This window comes from Achromobacter seleniivolatilans, assembly GCF_030864005.1.
In the GTDB taxonomy this organism is placed as follows: Bacteria; Pseudomonadota; Gammaproteobacteria; order Burkholderiales; family Burkholderiaceae_B; genus Achromobacter; species Achromobacter seleniivolatilans.
In genome coordinates, this window is sequence record NZ_CP132976.1 from 1,983,322 (window position 1) to 2,000,159 (window position 16,838).

The window sequence follows — 16,838 nt, forward strand, 5'->3', positions numbered from 1 at the left end:
ACATGTGGCTAGCCTAGGGACGGAACGCATCTGCCACCATTCGCCAGCCGACCATCTGCGCCCTGCCAATGTGCCTAGTCACCCCTGAGTTCCCGGGGCGAGTTGCGATCGGTCAAACAAACGCGCTGGCGGCGTCTTGCAGACGGCATTAATATGTATTTCAAATGCACCTTTAAAGCCGCAGCCCTTATGCCTCCCCTCCTGACCATCGACGAACCCGCCCCGCCCCCCGCCCGCCCGCGCCCGCAATGGCGCGCCTTCACAGAAATGGGATTCCGGCCGCTCTACCTTGCAGGCTGCTTCTGGGCGCTGATTTCGGTATGGCTATGGGTCCATGCCCCAGCGCGCATCACCGGTGTGCTGGGCGGCATGTTCTGGCACGCGCACGAAATGCTGTGGGGTTTTGTCGCCACCATTGCCGTGGGCTTCTTACTGACGGCAGGGGCCAACTGGACCGGAAAAAACCCGTTGCGCGGCAATGCGCTGGCGGTTCTTTGCCTGTTGTGGATCGTGGCGCGCGCGGCTTACCTCACGCCGGGGCGTCCTGCATTCCTGGTGGCCGTTGCGGCCGATCTGGGTTTCTTCCTGTGGGGCGCTGCCGCGCTGGGCCGCGCGGTGTGGATCACGCGCAATCAGCGCAACTACGGCGTGCCTTTCCTGATGCTGGGGCTGGGCGCCACCAATGGTCTGTATCTGTGGGCGGTGTATCAGGGGGACTATCTGGCCCTGATGCGCTACTTCAACGCTGGCCTGTTGTGCATGGCGGTGCTGACCTTGCTGATCGCGCGGCGCGTCATCCCCTTCTTTGCCAAGCGCGGCGTACCCGGCCTGGAGATTCCGCCGCACACGCGCAGCGGCCACTGGCAACTGGGCGCGGGCGTCATCGCCATCGCCTGCCTGCTGGCAGGCCAGCCGCGCATCGCCGCGCTGGCGCTGGCTGCGACCGGCGTCATTGCGCTGACGCAATGGGTGGCATGGAAACCCTGGGCCGTACGGCGCGTGCCCTTGTTATGGATTTTGTACGCAGGGTATGGGAGTCTGGGCGTCGGCTTGCTGGTGGGCGCGGCCCAACTGGGCGGCTATATCATCAGGCCAGCATGGCCCGCGCATGTGATCGGCGTCGCCGGGTTTTCCGTCCTGATTTTGGGAATGGTGACCCGCACGGCACTGGGCCACCTGGGCCGGCCGCTGAAAACCGACCGCAGTATGGTCTTGAGCTATGCGTTGATGATTCTGGCGGCCGTGTTGCGCCTGGCCGCCCTGCTCCCTACCGCCGCCACGATGGGCTTGCTGCATGCGTCGGCCACGGCCTGGGTTCTGGCGCTGGCGCTGTACCTTTGGCGCTTTTTCCCGATGATGATTCGTCCGCGCGCGGACGCCGCCAAACCGGCGGCGCCCGTCATGCGCGTGATGTCCGTGAAGAGGACGTAGCCGCGGCAGACGCAGCTGCGAACTTAACCGCGGCCTTCGCGGCGGTTGATCGCTTCGATTTCGCGCTTCATCGCTTTGAGCCAGGCCTTTAGCAAGGACTGGTCCTGGAACTGCATCATCTCGTGTTCCAGTTCACGAATATATTCCTGGATGTCCACGATATCGGCGTCCAGGTCTTCAATGACCGTTTCCGGATCGAACGACGCGAACGGGTCCAGGTCATAACGCAGCTTGAAGCCTTCTTCGGCAAAGCTGGCCTGGCACAAAACTTCATCCAACTGAGCTTGCAGAGCGGCATTGGCCTGCGGCAGCTGGTCATCGGCCACATCTGACGGCGTGGCCTCGCCCGTCTGTTGGACGGCTTGGCTCAGCCGCTCGCGTTCGGCGTCTTGCAGCGCCTGCCAGGCCACGGCATTCGGGGTGGACGTGCGGGTAGCCAGGCGGGCCTGCGCCAGCAGCTCTTCCGCCTCTTCATCCTCGTACTTATCCTGAATCAGCGACAGCAGCTGCGTGGGCGTAAAGGCCGCCACATCTTCATCCGCGTCCAGTTCCAGGGCCTCGATCAGCGCAGCCTTGGCGTCTTCGATGTCTTCTGCAACGTCCGCATCGTATTCAGATCCGGCGTGCTTCTTATAGAGGGTCTTAAGCCGTCCGGCGTCGCAGCCTTCAGGCAGCTCGCCTTTGGAAGCCAGCAGCAGCAGTTCTTCCGAAAACTCCGTGACCAGTTCAGCGACGAATTCCCGCTCTGCCTTGGACAAGCCCATATTCTTGTGCGCGTGGTCAAAACACAGCACAAGCTTCATGCGCAACGCGTGCAGTTTTTCTTCCAGCGGGGCGAGTTCTTCGGAATACTTGCGCTGATAATCCGCCTCGACTGCCTGCCATTGCTGCAAGCGGGCGCGTTCGGTGTCCAACCTTGCCTGCAGGCGCTCGAACAATTGACGCGGACTTTCTAGGGAATGTTCACCCATGGACCTGCTCCTTGCTAAGCCAAATTGAATTCAGCCGCCACTCTAAACGATTCGTGCAAACCCCTCTTGAAAAACACCATCAATAACGCTAATCATTATTATTAATATAGAATCACGGCTGTCCGCAACACCCTAGCATGGCAGCCCAGATGTCTCTGCCCCTCATCGCGGGCCACTCCCCTGCACGCAAACGCCTGATTCTGATTGCCGCCGCCCTGTTGCTGGCCTTAGTGATCGGACTCTGGTTGTGGTTAAAGGGAAATAATGGCCCCGCCGCCCCTCGCCCGCCCGAATACGGGCAAATTCCCGTTGCGGTCAGCGTTGCCGCCGCACGCATCGGCCCCCTGCAACGTGATTTGCATGCGTTGGGCACCATCACGCCGCTGGCGCAAGTTACCTTGCGCAGCCGTGTGGACGGCGAATTGACCAAGCTGCATTTCACCGAAGGCCAAGCCGTGGTGCAAGGCCAGTTGCTGGCCGAAATCGACCCGCGGCCCTATCTGACCGCTCTGGCCGCCGCCGAGGGCGAACTGGCCCGCACCCAGGCGTTGCTGGACAACGCCCAAGCCGATTTGCAACGCTACCGCAAGCTGGCTCGGCAGGAATCCGTGGCCGGCCAGCAACTGGACACCGCCGAAGCGCAGGTGCGCGGCTTTACCGCGCAACGCCAATTGAACCGGGCGCAAGTGGCGGACGCCGAACGGCTGTTGAGCCATACCCGTATCGTTGCCCCGCAGGACGGCCGGATCGGATTGCGCCGCATCGACGCTGGCAACCATGTGCGCGCCGATGACGCCACGGGGCTGACCACGCTGGTGCAGACCATGCCCATCTCGGCCATCTTCAGCATTTCGGAGACGCGGCTGGACATCTTGCGCAAGGCGCAGGCCAAGACGGCCGTGCTGCGCGTGCAAGCCTGGGATGCCGACGACCGCCGCGTCCTGGCCGAAGGAACACTGGAAGCGCTGGACAACCAGATCCAGACCGCCAGCGGCACCGTGCGCCTGCGCGCGCGTTTCGACAATGCCGACGAATCCCTGTTTCCGAACCAATTCGTCAACATCCGGCTGGCTGTCGTGCAGCAGGACAGCGTCATTTCCATTCCCTCCGCAGCCGTACAGTACGGCTCTGAAGGCTCGTTCGTTTTCGTGATCGGACAAGACAAGCGCGCCACGCGGCGTGTCCTGCAACTGGGCCAGGCCAACGCCGGCCGCGTCGTTGTTGAAAGCGGCCTGAGCGTCGCCGAACACGTCGTGGTCGAAGGCGTGGACCGCTTGCACGACGGTCGCGACGTGCACATCGTCGAACAACAAAGCTAAACCCCGCATGAGCCTGTCACGCCCCTTCATCCTGCGCCCGGTTGCCACATCCTTCCTGATGATTGCTCTGCTGCTGTCAGGCATTCTGGCCTGGCGGATGTTGCCGGTAGCGGCGCTGCCGCAGGTGGACTATCCCATCATTCAGGTCATGACGCAGTACCCCGGGGCCAGTCCAAACGTGACGGCGCGCGCCGTCACTGCGCCGCTGGAACGCCGCTTCGGGCAAATACCGGGCCTAAAGCAAATGTCGTCCACCAGCGGCAGCGGCATCTCGGTGATTACGCTGCAATTCGCGCTGGACGTATCGCTGGGCGTGGCCGAGCAGGAAGTGCAGGCAGCCATCAGCGCCAGCGGCTCTCTCTTGCCCGATGATCTGCCGACTCCCCCGGTCTATCGCAAGGTCAATCCCGCCGACGTCCCCATCCTGACGCTTGCCATCACGTCGGATTCGCTGCCGCTGCCCAAGGTCTACGACCTGGTGGACACGCGCATGACGCAACGCCTGTCGCAATTGTCGGGCGTGGGCATGGTCAGCCTGGCGGGCGGCCAGCGGCCCGCCGTGCGCGTGCAAGTCAACCCCATGGCGCTGGCCGCGCGCGGCCTGCAACTGTCAGACGTGCAAGAAGCCATCAGCAAGGCCAATTCGAATCAGCCCAAGGGCAGCTTCGATGGCCCCGTGCGCTCGGTCATCATGGACGCCAACGACCAGCTGCAAAGCGCCGAGGAATACCGCGAGTTGATCGTCGCCTGGAAGAATGGCGCGCCAGTCCGCTTGGGCCAGATCGCCACTGTGGAAGAAGGCGCCGAAGACCGATACCTTGCCGCGTGGGTCGACAAACAGCCTGCGGTATTGGTCAACATCCAACGTCAACCCGGCGCCAACGTGATCGCCGTGGCCGATCAGGTCAAAGCATTGCTGCCCCAGCTGACGGCCAGCCTGCCCGCTGCGGCGCAGGTCCGCATCCTGACCGACCGTACCGAGAGCATCCGCGCATCCGTGCGCGGCGTGCAGATGGAATTGATATTTGCCGTGGGCCTGGTGGTGCTGGTGACGTTCCTGTTTCTGCGCAACCTGCCCGCCACCTTGATCCCCAGCCTTGCCGTGCCGCTGTCCCTGATCGGCACCTTCGGGTTCATGCATCTTGCGGGCTTTTCCACCAACAACCTGACATTGATGGCGCTGACCATCGGCGCGGGTTTCGTGGTGGACGACGCCATCGTCATGCTTGAGAACATTGCGCGCTACCGGGAGCAGGGCCACAGCCCCATGTCCGCCGCGCTGAAAGGCGCCGGGCAGATCGGCTTCACGCTGGTGTCCCTGACGCTATCGCTGATCGCCGTGCTGATTCCCCTGCTGTTCATGGAAGACGTGGTGGGCCGGCTGTTCCGCGAGTTCGCCATTACCCTGGCCGTGGCCATCCTGATATCGCTCGCGGTATCGCTCACGCTGACGCCCATGATGTGCGCCCGCCTGCTGCCCGCGCATGTGGAAACCCGCCCCGGCCTGCTGGACCGCATCCAGGCCCGCTACGCCGGCTGGCTGGATGTGACGCTGCGCCACCAGCGCCTGACCTTGATGGTGATGCTGGCCACGGTGGTATTGACTGGCCTGCTCTACCTGGCCGTGCCCAAGGGATTCTTTCCGGTACAGGACGGCGGCGTGCTGCAAGGCGTGACGCAATCGACGCAAAGCACCTCGTTTGATGCCATGTCACGGCGGCAACAAGCGGTAGCGCAAAGCCTGCTCGCCGACCCGGATGTTGAAAGCCTGTCGTCTTTCATCGGTATCGACGGCATGAACACCACGCTGAACACCGGGCGCTTGCTGATCAATCTGAAGCCTTGGAGCGAACGCAGCGCGTCGCTTGCCGACATCATGGCGCGGCTGGATGCGCGTGCCCGCGACGTCCAGGGCATTTCACTCTTTTTGCAGCCCGTGCAAGAACTGAATATTGAAGACCGCGTCAGCCGTGGCCAGTATCAGTTCACGCTCACCTCCCCTGATAGCGCATTGCTTACCCAGTGGAGCAACGCGCTGACGCAGCGTCTGGCGCAGTCGCCCGCGCTGGCCGAAATATCGTCCGACCTGCAGGGCGACGGCCGCCAGGCGTGGTTGCAGGTGTCTCGCGACACAGCCGCCCGCCTGGGCGTGACCATGGACGATGTGGTGCAGACCTTGTACAACGCCTTTGGCCAGCGTCAGGTTGCAACCCTGTTCACCCAATCCAACCAATATCGCGTGGTTCTGGAAGTGGACCGCAAGCTGGCAATGAGCCCGGACGCGCTGGAACGCATCCATCTGCAAACCGCAGACGGGCAAGCCATTCCGCTGTCGGCGCTCGCCACCATCAGCGAGCGCGCCGTGCCGCTGGCCGTCAACCACCTGTCGCAATTTCCTGCGGTCAACTTGTCATTCAACCTTCCGCCGGGCGGCTCTCTGGGCGAAGCCATTGCCGCGATCGAAGCGGCCAAACAAGAAATTGGCATGCCGGCCAGCGTCGAACTGCGTCTGCAAGGCGCGGCATCGGCGTTCCAGGCGTCACTGTCCAACACGTTATGGCTGATGCTGGCAGCGGTAGTCACCATGTATCTGGTGCTGGGCATGCTGTATGAAAGCGCCATCCACCCCATCACGATTCTGTCCACGTTGCCATCGGCCACCGTGGGTGCGCTGCTGGCGCTTTTGATCACCGGGCGGCCGCTGGACCTGATTGCCGTCATTGGCATTATTTTGCTGATCGGGCTGGTAAAGAAGAACGGCATCATGATGGTGGACTTTGCGCTGGAAGCCGAAAGAACGCGCGGTCTGGCCCCACAGGCAGCCATCCGCGAAGCCGCGCTGCTGCGCCTGCGCCCGATTCTGATGACAACGCTTGCCGCGCTGTTCGGCGCGCTGCCGCTGATGCTGGCGACCGGCTCGGGCGCCGAGCTGCGCCAGCCGCTCGGTTGGGTCATGGTGGGCGGGCTGCTGGTCAGCCAGGTGCTGACCCTGTTCACCACGCCTGCTGTCTATCTGTTCTTTCACCGCCTGGGCCAGCGGCGCGGCGCCGCTGCTGCCAAACCGGCAAGGACTGACGGGCCGGCGGCATGATCCGCGCGTTACTGCATCGCCCCATTGCTTGCATCTTCCTGGCGCTGGCGCTGACCCTGCTGGGTGCGGTGGCGTGGCGGCTGCTGCCGGTTGCGCCGCTGCCGCAAGTGGACTTTCCCACCATCGAAGTCCGCGCCGACCTGCCGGGCGCCAGCCCTGAAAGCATGGCCAGCACGGTCGCCGCGCCGCTGGAGCGCGCCTTGGGCAGCATTGCGGGCGTCAGTTCGATGACATCGTCCAGCAATCAGGGCGCCACCCGGGTGCAACTGCAATTCGATCTGGATCGCGACATCAATGAGGCCGCCCGCGACGTGCAGGCCGCCATCAACGCCGCCCGCGCCGAGCTGCCTTCGGGCATGCCGGGCAACCCCAGCTATCGCAAGATCAACCCGTCGCAAGCGCCCATCATGGCGCTGGCGCTCAGTTCCGCGACACGGCCCGCCGGTGATCTCTATGACCTGGGATCGACGGTGCTGGCGCAGAAAATCTCGCAAATCAATGGCGTGGGTGAAGTCACGATGGGCGGCAGTTCGCTGCCGGCCGTCCGCGTGCAAGTCAACCCCAACGCGCTGGCGCACTACGGCGTAGCTCTGGACGAAGTGCGCCTGGCAATTGCGAATGCGGCGCCCATGGGGCCACAAGGCCAGCTGGATTCCGCCGGCCAGCGCTGGGAAGTCGGAACGCCTGAGCAACCGCGCACCGCCAACGAATACAACAGTCTTATCGTGCGCCACAAGGACGGCGCTGTCATCCGGCTGGCGCAGGTTGCCAAGATCAGCGATTCGGTGGAAAACCGCTACAGCAGCGGGTTTCACAACCACAATCCGGCCGTGGTGCTGACCATCAGCCGCCAACCCGGCTCCAACATTATTGAAACCATCCAGGCCATCAACCAGGCGTTACCCGGCCTGCGCGCGCTGATGCCCGCTGATGTAGACCTGACCGTGGCGCTGGACCGCTCGCCCGGGATCAACGCCACGCTGCGCGAAGCCCACATTACGCTGGCGCTGGCCACGGCGCTGGTGATCCTGGTGGTATGGCTATTTCTGGGCAACGCGCGCGCCGCAGCCATTCCCAGCGTGGCAATACCGGTGTGCCTGATCGCCACCTTTGCCGTCATGTATCTATGGGGCTTTTCGCTGAATAACCTGTCCCTGATGGCGCTGATCGTGGCTGCCGGCCTGGTCGTGGACGATGCCATCGTGGTGCTGGAGAACATTTCGCGCCATATTGAACGCGGCCTGCCGCCCAAAAAAGCGGCGCTGCGCGGCGTGCGCGAAGTGGGTTTCACGCTGGTTGCCATGACCTTGGCGCTCAGTGTGGTCTTTGTGTCGATCCTGTTCATGGGCGGCCTGGTGGAACGGCTGTTCCGCGAATTCTCCATCACGCTCGTCGCGGCTACGGTGATCTCGCTGGTCGTGTCAGTTGCCATCATTCCGGCCTTGTGCGCCCGCTGGCTCAAGCCCGCTGTCTTGCACGCGGCGCCCCGCCCATCCCGCATGCAAGCCGTGTTCGCCCGCATCCATCATTGGTATGGCGTCTCGCTGTCGCGCGTGCTGGGGCATGCCCGCCTTACGCTGCTGTTATTGGCGGGCGTGGTCGGCTTGAACGTTTACCTGTATGTGCAGGCTCCGAAAGGGTTTTTGCCGGTGCAAGACACCGGCCAGCTGGTCGGCTTTGTGCGCGGCGACGACGGATTCTCGTTCCAGGTCATGCAGCCCAAGATCGATCAGTATCGTCAACTGGTGCTGAAACACCCTGCCGTGCAGGACGTCATCGGCTACAACGGCGGCGGCTTGGGCATCAGCAATTCTCTGTTCCTGATCCGCTTGAAGCCCGTGTCCGAGCGCCGCGAGTCCTCGACCGAAGTCATCAACTGGCTGCGCACGAATTCGCCGCCGGTGCCAGGCGGCATGTTCTTCCTGAATGTGGATCAGGATCTGCGCATGCCCGGCGGGTTCGGTAATTCGGGCGATCACGAGCTTGCCATCATGGCCAGCGACGTCCCGGCACTGCGGCAGTGGTCGCGCAAGATCTCCAAAGCCATGCAAGAGATCCCTGAGCTGCGCGACGTAGACGCCGAAGGCGATGGTGCCACGCAGCAGGTCGTCATCAATATCGACCGCAGCGCCGCCCAACGCCTGGGGGTGGACATGAACACCATCAGCAGCGTGCTCAGTAATTCGTTCAGCCAGCGCCAGGTCGCCACGCTGTATGACGCCATGAACCAATACCGCGTGGTGCTGGAGCTGGACCCGCGCTACACCGAAGACCCGGAAGTGCTGGAACAAGTCCACGTCGTGGCCGCTGATGGCACGCGTGTTCCGTTGACCGCTTTCGCCACCTACGAGCACGGGCTGGTCAACGACCGCGTCTTCCATGACGGCCTGTTTGCGGCGGTCGGCGTCGGTTTTTCCCTGGCTGAAGGCGTGTCGCTGGAACAAGGGCTGGCAGCCATCGACGCCACCATGGCAAAACTGATGGTGCCGTCCTCGATTCAGACCCGGCTGGGCGGCGACGCCCGCAACTTCCAGCAGAGCCTGCAAGATCAGCCCTGGCTGATCCTGGCCGTCCTGATCGCGATTTATCTGGTGCTGGGTATCTTGTATGAAAGCCCGCTGCATCCGCTGACCATTTTGTCGACACTGCCCTCAGCCGGCGTCGGTGCATTACTGGCGTTGCGGCTTGCCAACATCGAGTTCACCCTGATTGCGCTGTTGGGATTATTTCTGCTGGTTGGCATCGTCATGAAGAACGCCATCTTGATGATTGACTTTGCAATCAGTCTGGAACGGCGCGAAGGACTGTCACCGGAACAGGCTATACACCGCGCCGCCATGCTTCGGCTGCGGCCCATCGTCATGACCAATCTGGCGGGTTTGCTGGGCGCCCTGCCCTTGGTGTTGGGCATGGGAGAAGGATCGGAGTTGCGCCGGCCGCTGGGTATTGCCATTGTCGGCGGCTTGATGATCAGCCAATTCTTGACGCTATACACGACTCCCATCGTGTATCTGGCATTGGAAAAACTACGCTTAAAGTGGCGTGCGGCGCGACGCCCGGCCAACGTCTGAGGCTTACACTCCATTCGGACTACGGCATGAGCACGGCGTAAAAACTGCCTGAAAACTGTCCGGCGCAAACCGGGCATGAATGCCTGCGCGTGTAATCGTTTCAATCCTCAAGTGTCCATGGTAATGTCCCTGCGTATATTCTGATAACAACGCGATTAAAAGGAATATTCATACGCCGGCGTCGACAATACTAAGTCTTAGTTGTCCTCGGACGGCCGTTTATTCCTTTGCTTTTTATTCCATGATGTTTCATACGCTGTTTGCATGGCCACTCTGGCCGAAGAGATCATGATTCTCCAAACGGAATTTCCCATCGTGGGTATCGGCGCCTCTGCGGGTGGCGTCGAAGCGCTTGAAGGTTTTTTTCGCGGTCTGCCCGCGGACCCAGGCTTGGCATTTGTGGTGGTAACCCATCTGAGCCCCGTTCGCGAGAGCCATCTGCCAGAGGTCATCCAGCACTACACCCCTCTCAAAGTGCAGACGGCCACCGAAGCTATGCAGGTGGAAGTCAATAACGTTTACGTGCTGCCAGCTGACGCAATCATGTCGATCCAAGACCGACGGCTGCGCCTGCGTAAACGGACGCCAGAGCAACGCGGGCAACGCCCGATCGATACATTTTTGTCTGCACTGGCGCTGGACTGCGGAGAATTCGCCGCAGGCGTAATTCTCTCGGGCGGCGATTCGGACGGCACACTGGGCGTCAAAATAATCAAAGAGCAAGGCGGGCTGACGCTGGCTCAATCCGCGGACGGCTTCGGGCCAAGCAGCCCGGAAATGCCCGGCAGTGCGATTGCCACAGGCATGGTCGACTTCATCGTGCCCGCCGATCAAATGGGCATCAAGCTGGCCGACTACGCCAACGGACTGCAACACCTGGATGATTTTGACGATGCGGTGGCGCTGGGCGCCGAACGCGCCCAACTGGAAGCCGCCAAACGCGAGATCTACGACGTACTGCGCAGCCGCATCGGCCACGATTTCAGCGGCTATAAAAGCAAGACCTTCATGCGCCGCGTCCAACGGCGCTTGCAAGTCAACCAGCTGACCACCATTCAAGAGTACATCGACTTCCTGAAGCAACAGCCTCAAGAAGCCGGCGCGCTGTTCCGCGATTTGCTGATCAGCGTCACCAACTTCTTCCGCGACGCGGACGCGTTTGACTCACTGAAAGATCTGGTGATTCCGCAACTGTTGAAAGACCGCGGCGCCACCGAGACCGTGCGTATCTGGGTGCCTGGCTGCGCAACCGGCGAAGAGGTCTATTCGCTGGCCATTCTTTTGCGCGAATGTATGAGCACGCTCGCCGTCGTGCCCCGGGTACAGATATTTGCCACGGACATCGATGACCGCGCACTGGCCGTTGCCCGCGCCGCCCGCTATCCGGCTGCATTGCTGGACGGGGTATCGCCCGAACGGCGAGACCGGTATTTCGTGGCTGATGGCGACAGCTATGTTGTCAGCAAGCAGGTGCGCGACCTGTGCATTTTTTCACCGCACAGCGTGCTGCGCGACCCTCCATTTTCCCGGATCGACCTGGTGTCCTGCCGCAATCTGCTGATCTATTTCGGCGGCGGTATCCAGAAGCAGGTCATTCCCACGTTTCATTATTCGCTGCGCGCCGGCGGCTACCTGTTCCTGGGCATGTCGGAAAACGTCAGCCAATTCGGCGACTTGTTCAGCCCGGTCGACAAAAAGCACCGCATCTTCCTGCGCCGCACGGACATCGGCGCCCAGCCACGCCCTTCGCTTACCCTGCCTTCCATGCACAAATCGGATCTGCCTCATTCCGGTCACCGCCGCACGCAGACTGGCGTCACGGCATTACGTCAATCCGTTGATAGCCAGGTGCTGACGCAGCATGCGCCGCCGCATGTGCTGGTCAACCGCGACGGCGACATCGTGTATTACTCAAGCCGCACGGGCAAGTACCTGGAGGCCGCGGCCGGCGTGCCGACTCGCCAGGTACTGACACTGGCGCGCAAAGGCCTGCGGCTGGACTTGCGCACCTTGCTGCACGATGCCGCCGAAACCGGCCACACCGCGACTCGTGAAAACGTCGCGATGGACAGCGAAGAAGGCCGCGTGCAGATGGTGTCGCTAACGGTGGAACCGCTGGCCGAGCACAAGGAAGGCGAACCCCTGTTCTTGATCCTGTTTACCGATCAAGGCCCAATGTTAAGCCGCGAGGAAGCCTACGCGCGCGTGAACGTCGCCCAGCAAGGCGCGGCGCAGCAGATCGAACTAGAGCTGCGCGATACGCGCGAACGCCTTCAGTCCATGATCGAAGAATACGAGACTGCGCTTGAGGAATTGAAATCCTCGAACGAAGAACTGGTGTCGGTCAATGAAGAGTTTCAGTCCACCAACGAAGAGCTGGAAGCCTCCAAGGAAGAACTGGTCTCGCTGAACGAAGAGCTGCATACCGTCAACGCTGAACTCCACGGCAAAGTAGACGAACTGGACCGCAGCAACAGCGACCTGAACAACCTGTTTGAAAGCACGGCCATCGCCACCCTGTTCCTGGATCGCAATCTGATCATCCGCAGCTTCACGCCTGCGGTGGGCGACGTATTTAATATCCTGCCCAGCGACTGTGGCCGCCCCATCACCGACCTTGCCAGCCGCTTCGACCTGCCGTCCTTTGCATCCGACATTGCCCAGGTCTACACGCACTACCAGCCGATCGAACGCCGCATCGCAGGCACGCTGGACGGCAAACACTATTTGCTGCGTCTGGTGCCCTACCGCAGCAGCGACAGCCAGGTCGATGGCGTGGTCGTGACCTTCATCGACGTCACGCTTATCACGCGTGCCGAACGACGCCACCGCACGCTGATCACCGAATTGCAACACCGCACGCGCAATCTGTTGGCGTTGGTGCAGAGCGTGGCCCGCCGGACGCTGGGCGAAGGTGAGCCGTTTGAACGCCTGGACACGCGCCTGGCGGCCTTGGGCCGAGTGCAAGGCTTATTAACCGAGACCAACGGGGACAAGATCGAGTTCGGCGGAGTCGTACGCCGTGAACTGGACGCCGTGGGCAGCGAGCGGCAGATAGCAGCCCGGGGGCCCGAAGTGCATATCAGCCCGGAACGTATTCAAACCTTGGCGCTGGCTGTGCACGAACTGGCCACCAACGCGGTCAAGTATGGCGCGCTGCGCTATGAGTCGGGCCGGCTCAACGTGTCGTGGCATACCGAACTCCAAGCGAATGAGCGTGAACACCTGATCCTGGATTGGACGGAATCCGGCGTGCCTGTGGCGCCCGATGCGACGCGCCGGGGCTACGGGCGAGACTTGATCGAGCAATCCTTGGCGTTCAACCTGGGGGCAAAGGCCACCCTGACGTTTAAACAAGATGGCATCGTCTGCCGTATCGACATGCCGATCGAAGCCTGCGAGGACGAGTCCGCGACGCCGCCAGCCGGCTGATCATTCCCGGTCACGCTACGGCACCCTCTACTCCGGCGACCGGGGCGTTGCCGTCAACCTCTCAGCCACAAACTCCAGAAACTCTCGCGCCAAGGTAGGCAGCGTTCTGCCCTGCAACGTCAACACCTGAATGCTACGCTGCCGCATCTCTGGGTTGGAAAATGGCACTGCCACCAAGCCATCACTGCCCAATTGCCCCAGCAGTGTCAGATACCCCGACAGCGCCACAATATCGCTGCCCGGCAACATCGGTAAAAACGCCGCGGAATGGTTCGACACATAAGCAGGTTCAATATGCAGCCCCGCATTCGCGCAGGCGGCATCAAACAACTGTCGCACCGTCGTGCCCAGGTCGCCGACCGATAGCGGCACCTGCGCCAGATCACGCATCGACACGCTGCGCCTGCCCGCCAGCGCGTGGTGACGGCACATGACGGCATAGACCGGGGCGCGGGTCAGCAGTTCGGTCTTCAACCGGTCATCCTGCGCCGTGGTGTACCGCAACGCAATTTGCGACAAACCTTCCAGCACCTGGCGGCTGACCTCTTCAGGACGCTCCACGTGCAGATGGAAACGCGCTTGCGGATGCGCCCGCTTGAATTCGGCCATGCACATCGGCAGAAATCGATGCGCAAAGCCTTCTGTGCAAGCCAGGCGTATGGTCACGTCGCCCAGATGGCTGCGCTGGCGGATTTCGGTCGTTACGCGCTCGGCCTCCAGCGCGGCCGCATTGGCATAGGCAGCAAGCTGGCGCCCAGCCTCGCTCAGTTCCATGCCACGCGCTTGCCGTTCAAACAAGACGATGCCCAAGCCGTCTTCCAGCTTGGAGATTTGGCGGCTGACTGCGGATGCGGCCACGTGCTGCGCAGACGCCGCGCCCGCGATAGAGCCGCAGCGCGCCACCTCCAGAAAATATCTCAATCCCAGCGAAATCATGGTTGGCTCCATAACCCATGCCTTATAGGCATGGCAAAGATGCTAATTATCTAATTGTGGCATGTAGTCAAAGCGTAATAACTTTGACGCCTCCCCTGAGCAGCAGAGAGCCGTTGTGATTCGCGAACAAGCCATCCTCCACGCCCTAGAAGCCTATGACAGTGGCGCACTTCAAGCGGCGCTTGCGCGCCGCGTCGCCTACGCCACGGAAAGCGAGGTGCCGGACCAAGCCCCCGCGCAACACGCTTATCTGAATGAGGATCTGATCCCGCTGCTTGAAGAACTGGGGTTTTCCTGTGTCGTGCACGCCAACCCCGCGGGTGTGGACCTGCCTATTCTGGTGGCACGCCGTGTTGAACAGGCAAACCTGCCGACGGTGCTGATGTACGGCCACGGCGATGTCGTGCGCGGCAACGCCGCCAAATGGGAAACCGGCCGCGACCCATGGCGCCTTCAGGTCGAGGGCGACCGCTGGTATGGCCGCGGCACCGCCGACAACAAGGGTCAGCACTCGATCAATCTGGAAGCCTTGCGGCAAGTGATCAGCACGCGTGGCGGCAAGCTCGGCTTCAACACAACGTGGCTGATCGAAACTGGCGAAGAGGCTGGCTCGCCCGGTCTGGCCGCCTTTTGCGAAGCCCAACGCGAAAGCTTGGCCGCCGACGTTTTCATTGCCAGCGACGGCCCCCGTCTCAGCGCCGAACGCCCGACGCTTTTCATGGGCTCGCGTGGCGCGGTGAACTTTGAACTGAAACTGCGCCCGCGTGAACGCGGCTATCACTCGGGCAATTGGGGCGGTCTGCTGTCCAACCCCGCGATCGTACTGATGCACGCCATTGGCACGCTGGTGGATGCCAAAGGCAGAATCACCGTCCCCGGCCTGCGCCCACCGCCCATCCCTGCCCCGGTCGTGGCAGCGCTGGCTGACCTGGAAGTAGGCGGCGGCCCGGACGACCCCGAGATCAACACGGGATGGGGCGAGCCCGGCCTCTCCGCTGCCGAACAGGTTTTCGGATGGAACAGCCTGGACGTGCTGACTTTTGGCTCGGGCGATCCAGCCAAACCCGTCAACGCGATTCCCGCAGAAGCCGTTGCCTGGTGCCAATTGCGCTTTGTCGTCGGCACCGATTGGCGGGCCCTGGAAACCCATGTGCGCGAACATCTACGCCAGGGCGGCTTTGAAGACGTGCAAATTCGCGTAGGCATGCAGGCAGGCGCCACGCGCCTGTCGCCCGACAACGCTTGGGTGCGCTGGGCAGCCGCATCGCTGGAACGCACCACTGGCAAGCGGCCGGCGCTGCTGCCCAACTTGGGCGGCTCATTGCCCAACGACATCTTTGCCGACCAGTTGGGCCTGCCGACGTTGTGGGTACCCCACTCCTATCCCGCATGTGCGCAACACGCGCCGAACGAACATATGCTTGGCAGCGTTGCGCGTGAAGGGCTGGCTATCATGGCCGGCCTGTTCTGGGATTTGGGCGAACAAGGCGAATCACTGCGCCAGATGGCCTCTGTATCTACGCACCAAGCCTGATTTTCTTGCTTTTTTGTCCCAACTGACTGATCGAGAGCCCCGCAATGTCCGCTAGATTTTGTGCCGCCGTGATGGCCTTCAACCTTGCTGTCGCCGCGTACGCAGGCGAGGCCCACGCCGCCTATCCCGAGCAGGCGATCAAGATCGTTGTGCCCTTCACGCCGGGCGGCGCCACTGACGCCGTGGCCCGCTTGCTGGCCAATCGGCTTTCCACCAAATTGGGACAGTCGGTGATTGTGGAAAACCGGCCGGGCGCATCGACCGTGATCGGCGCGGACGTTGTGGCCCGCGCACAGCCCGACGGCTACACGCTGATGCTGTCGGGCAGCACGACCTACACCGTGTTGCCGGCCTTGAAGGCCTCGCTGCCCTACGACCCCGTGCGCAGCTTTGAACATATCGCTATCGTCGCCATGGCGCCTGTCGTGCTGTTGGCACAGAACGGTCTGGCGGCCACCACCGTGCAGGAGGCAGGTGCGCTGGCCAAGCAGCAAAGCAATAAGGGCGGGTTGATGTACGGCACGTTCGGCCCCGGCTCGGCGCCGCATCTGGCGGGCGAAATGTTCGCCGAAGCCGTGGGCGCGAAGATGTTGCCTGTGCCGTATAAAGGCAGCGCCCAACTGATCACTGCCATGATCGGCGGCGAAGTCGCGTTGGGCGTGGACACGGTATCGTCCGCGGCGCCGCAGGTACGCGCAGGCAAGGTGCGCGCGCTGGCCGTGACGGGCGAACGCCGCATGCCGCAATTGCCCGATGTGCCCACCTTTGCCGAAGCGGGCCTGCCGGAAGTGTCTTTTGTAGGCTGGTACGGCTTGGTCGCCCCCGCCCGCACGCCGGCCCCGGTGCTGCAAACGCTGAACCGTGCGGTAGCTGAAATCATGGAAGATCCGCAGGTACGCAAGTCCGTCGCGGACTTGGCGCTGGACCCCGTCTACATGCCCGCACAGCCCTTCCAGGACAAGATCGCGAAGGAACTCAGCACCTTCACGGCGGTTGCGAAGCGAGCGAATATCACTTTGGACTGAATGAAACGGCCGGGCCATGGACCCGGCC

At 62.3% G+C, this 16,838-nt stretch carries 9 protein-coding genes; 7 read left to right on the forward strand and 2 right to left on the reverse strand.

Annotation, left to right across the window (positions count from 1 at the left end; genetic code table 11):
- Positions 1-189: 189 nt before the first annotated feature.
- A complete protein-coding gene (locus RAS12_RS08755; protein ID WP_306947300.1) occupies positions 190-1,431 on the forward strand; it encodes an NnrS family protein in 1,242 nt (413 codons plus the stop codon).
- Between the two features lie 23 nt (positions 1,432-1,454).
- Here the strand turns inward: RAS12_RS08755 and RAS12_RS08760 are convergent, their stop codons facing one another.
- The gene (locus RAS12_RS08760; RefSeq protein WP_306947302.1) at positions 1,455-2,402 is read right to left on the reverse strand and encodes a molecular chaperone DnaJ; all 948 of its coding nucleotides are present in this window, start codon (positions 2,400-2,402) and stop codon (positions 1,455-1,457) included.
- Positions 2,403-2,551: 149 nt separating this feature from the next.
- Between RAS12_RS08760 and RAS12_RS08765 the strand changes: the two genes are divergently transcribed.
- The 4 genes from RAS12_RS08765 to RAS12_RS08780 all read left to right on the forward strand — a co-directional run bounded on the left by RAS12_RS08765 (position 2,552) and on the right by RAS12_RS08780 (position 13,315).
- The gene (locus tag RAS12_RS08765; RefSeq protein ID WP_306947304.1) at positions 2,552-3,721 is read left to right on the forward strand and encodes an efflux RND transporter periplasmic adaptor subunit; all 1,170 of its coding nucleotides are present in this window, start codon (positions 2,552-2,554) and stop codon (positions 3,719-3,721) included.
- A gap of 7 nt (positions 3,722-3,728) precedes the next feature.
- Positions 3,729-6,812, forward strand: coding sequence for a multidrug efflux RND transporter permease subunit (locus RAS12_RS08770; protein ID WP_306947306.1), 3,084 nt, complete (start codon positions 3,729-3,731; stop codon positions 6,810-6,812).
- Positions 6,809-9,883: an efflux RND transporter permease subunit gene (locus RAS12_RS08775; protein ID WP_306947307.1), complete on the forward strand. Its 3,075-nt coding sequence runs from the start codon at positions 6,809-6,811 to the stop codon at positions 9,881-9,883. Before RAS12_RS08770 ends, RAS12_RS08775 begins: the two co-directional genes overlap by 4 nt.
- 288 nt (positions 9,884-10,171) lie before the next feature.
- Entirely contained in the window at positions 10,172-13,315 is a 3,144-nt protein-coding gene (locus RAS12_RS08780; protein WP_306947309.1) for a CheR family methyltransferase, read from the forward strand.
- Positions 13,316-13,342: 27 nt separating this feature from the next.
- Here RAS12_RS08780 and RAS12_RS08785 read toward each other — a convergent pair whose 3' ends face one another.
- On the reverse strand, positions 13,343-14,251 hold the full coding sequence (locus RAS12_RS08785; protein WP_306947311.1) for a LysR family transcriptional regulator: 909 nt from the start codon (positions 14,249-14,251) through the stop codon (positions 13,343-13,345).
- 115 nt (positions 14,252-14,366) lie between these two features.
- Here RAS12_RS08785 and RAS12_RS08790 point away from each other — a divergent pair, with 115 nt between their 5' ends.
- Positions 14,367-15,785: a M20 family metallopeptidase gene (locus tag RAS12_RS08790; protein WP_306947313.1), complete on the forward strand. Its 1,419-nt coding sequence runs from the start codon at positions 14,367-14,369 to the stop codon at positions 15,783-15,785.
- 44 nt (positions 15,786-15,829) lie between these two features.
- Positions 15,830-16,810: a Bug family tripartite tricarboxylate transporter substrate binding protein gene (locus tag RAS12_RS08795; RefSeq protein WP_306947315.1), complete on the forward strand. Its 981-nt coding sequence runs from the start codon at positions 15,830-15,832 to the stop codon at positions 16,808-16,810.
- The last annotated feature ends 28 nt before the right edge of the window (positions 16,811-16,838 follow it).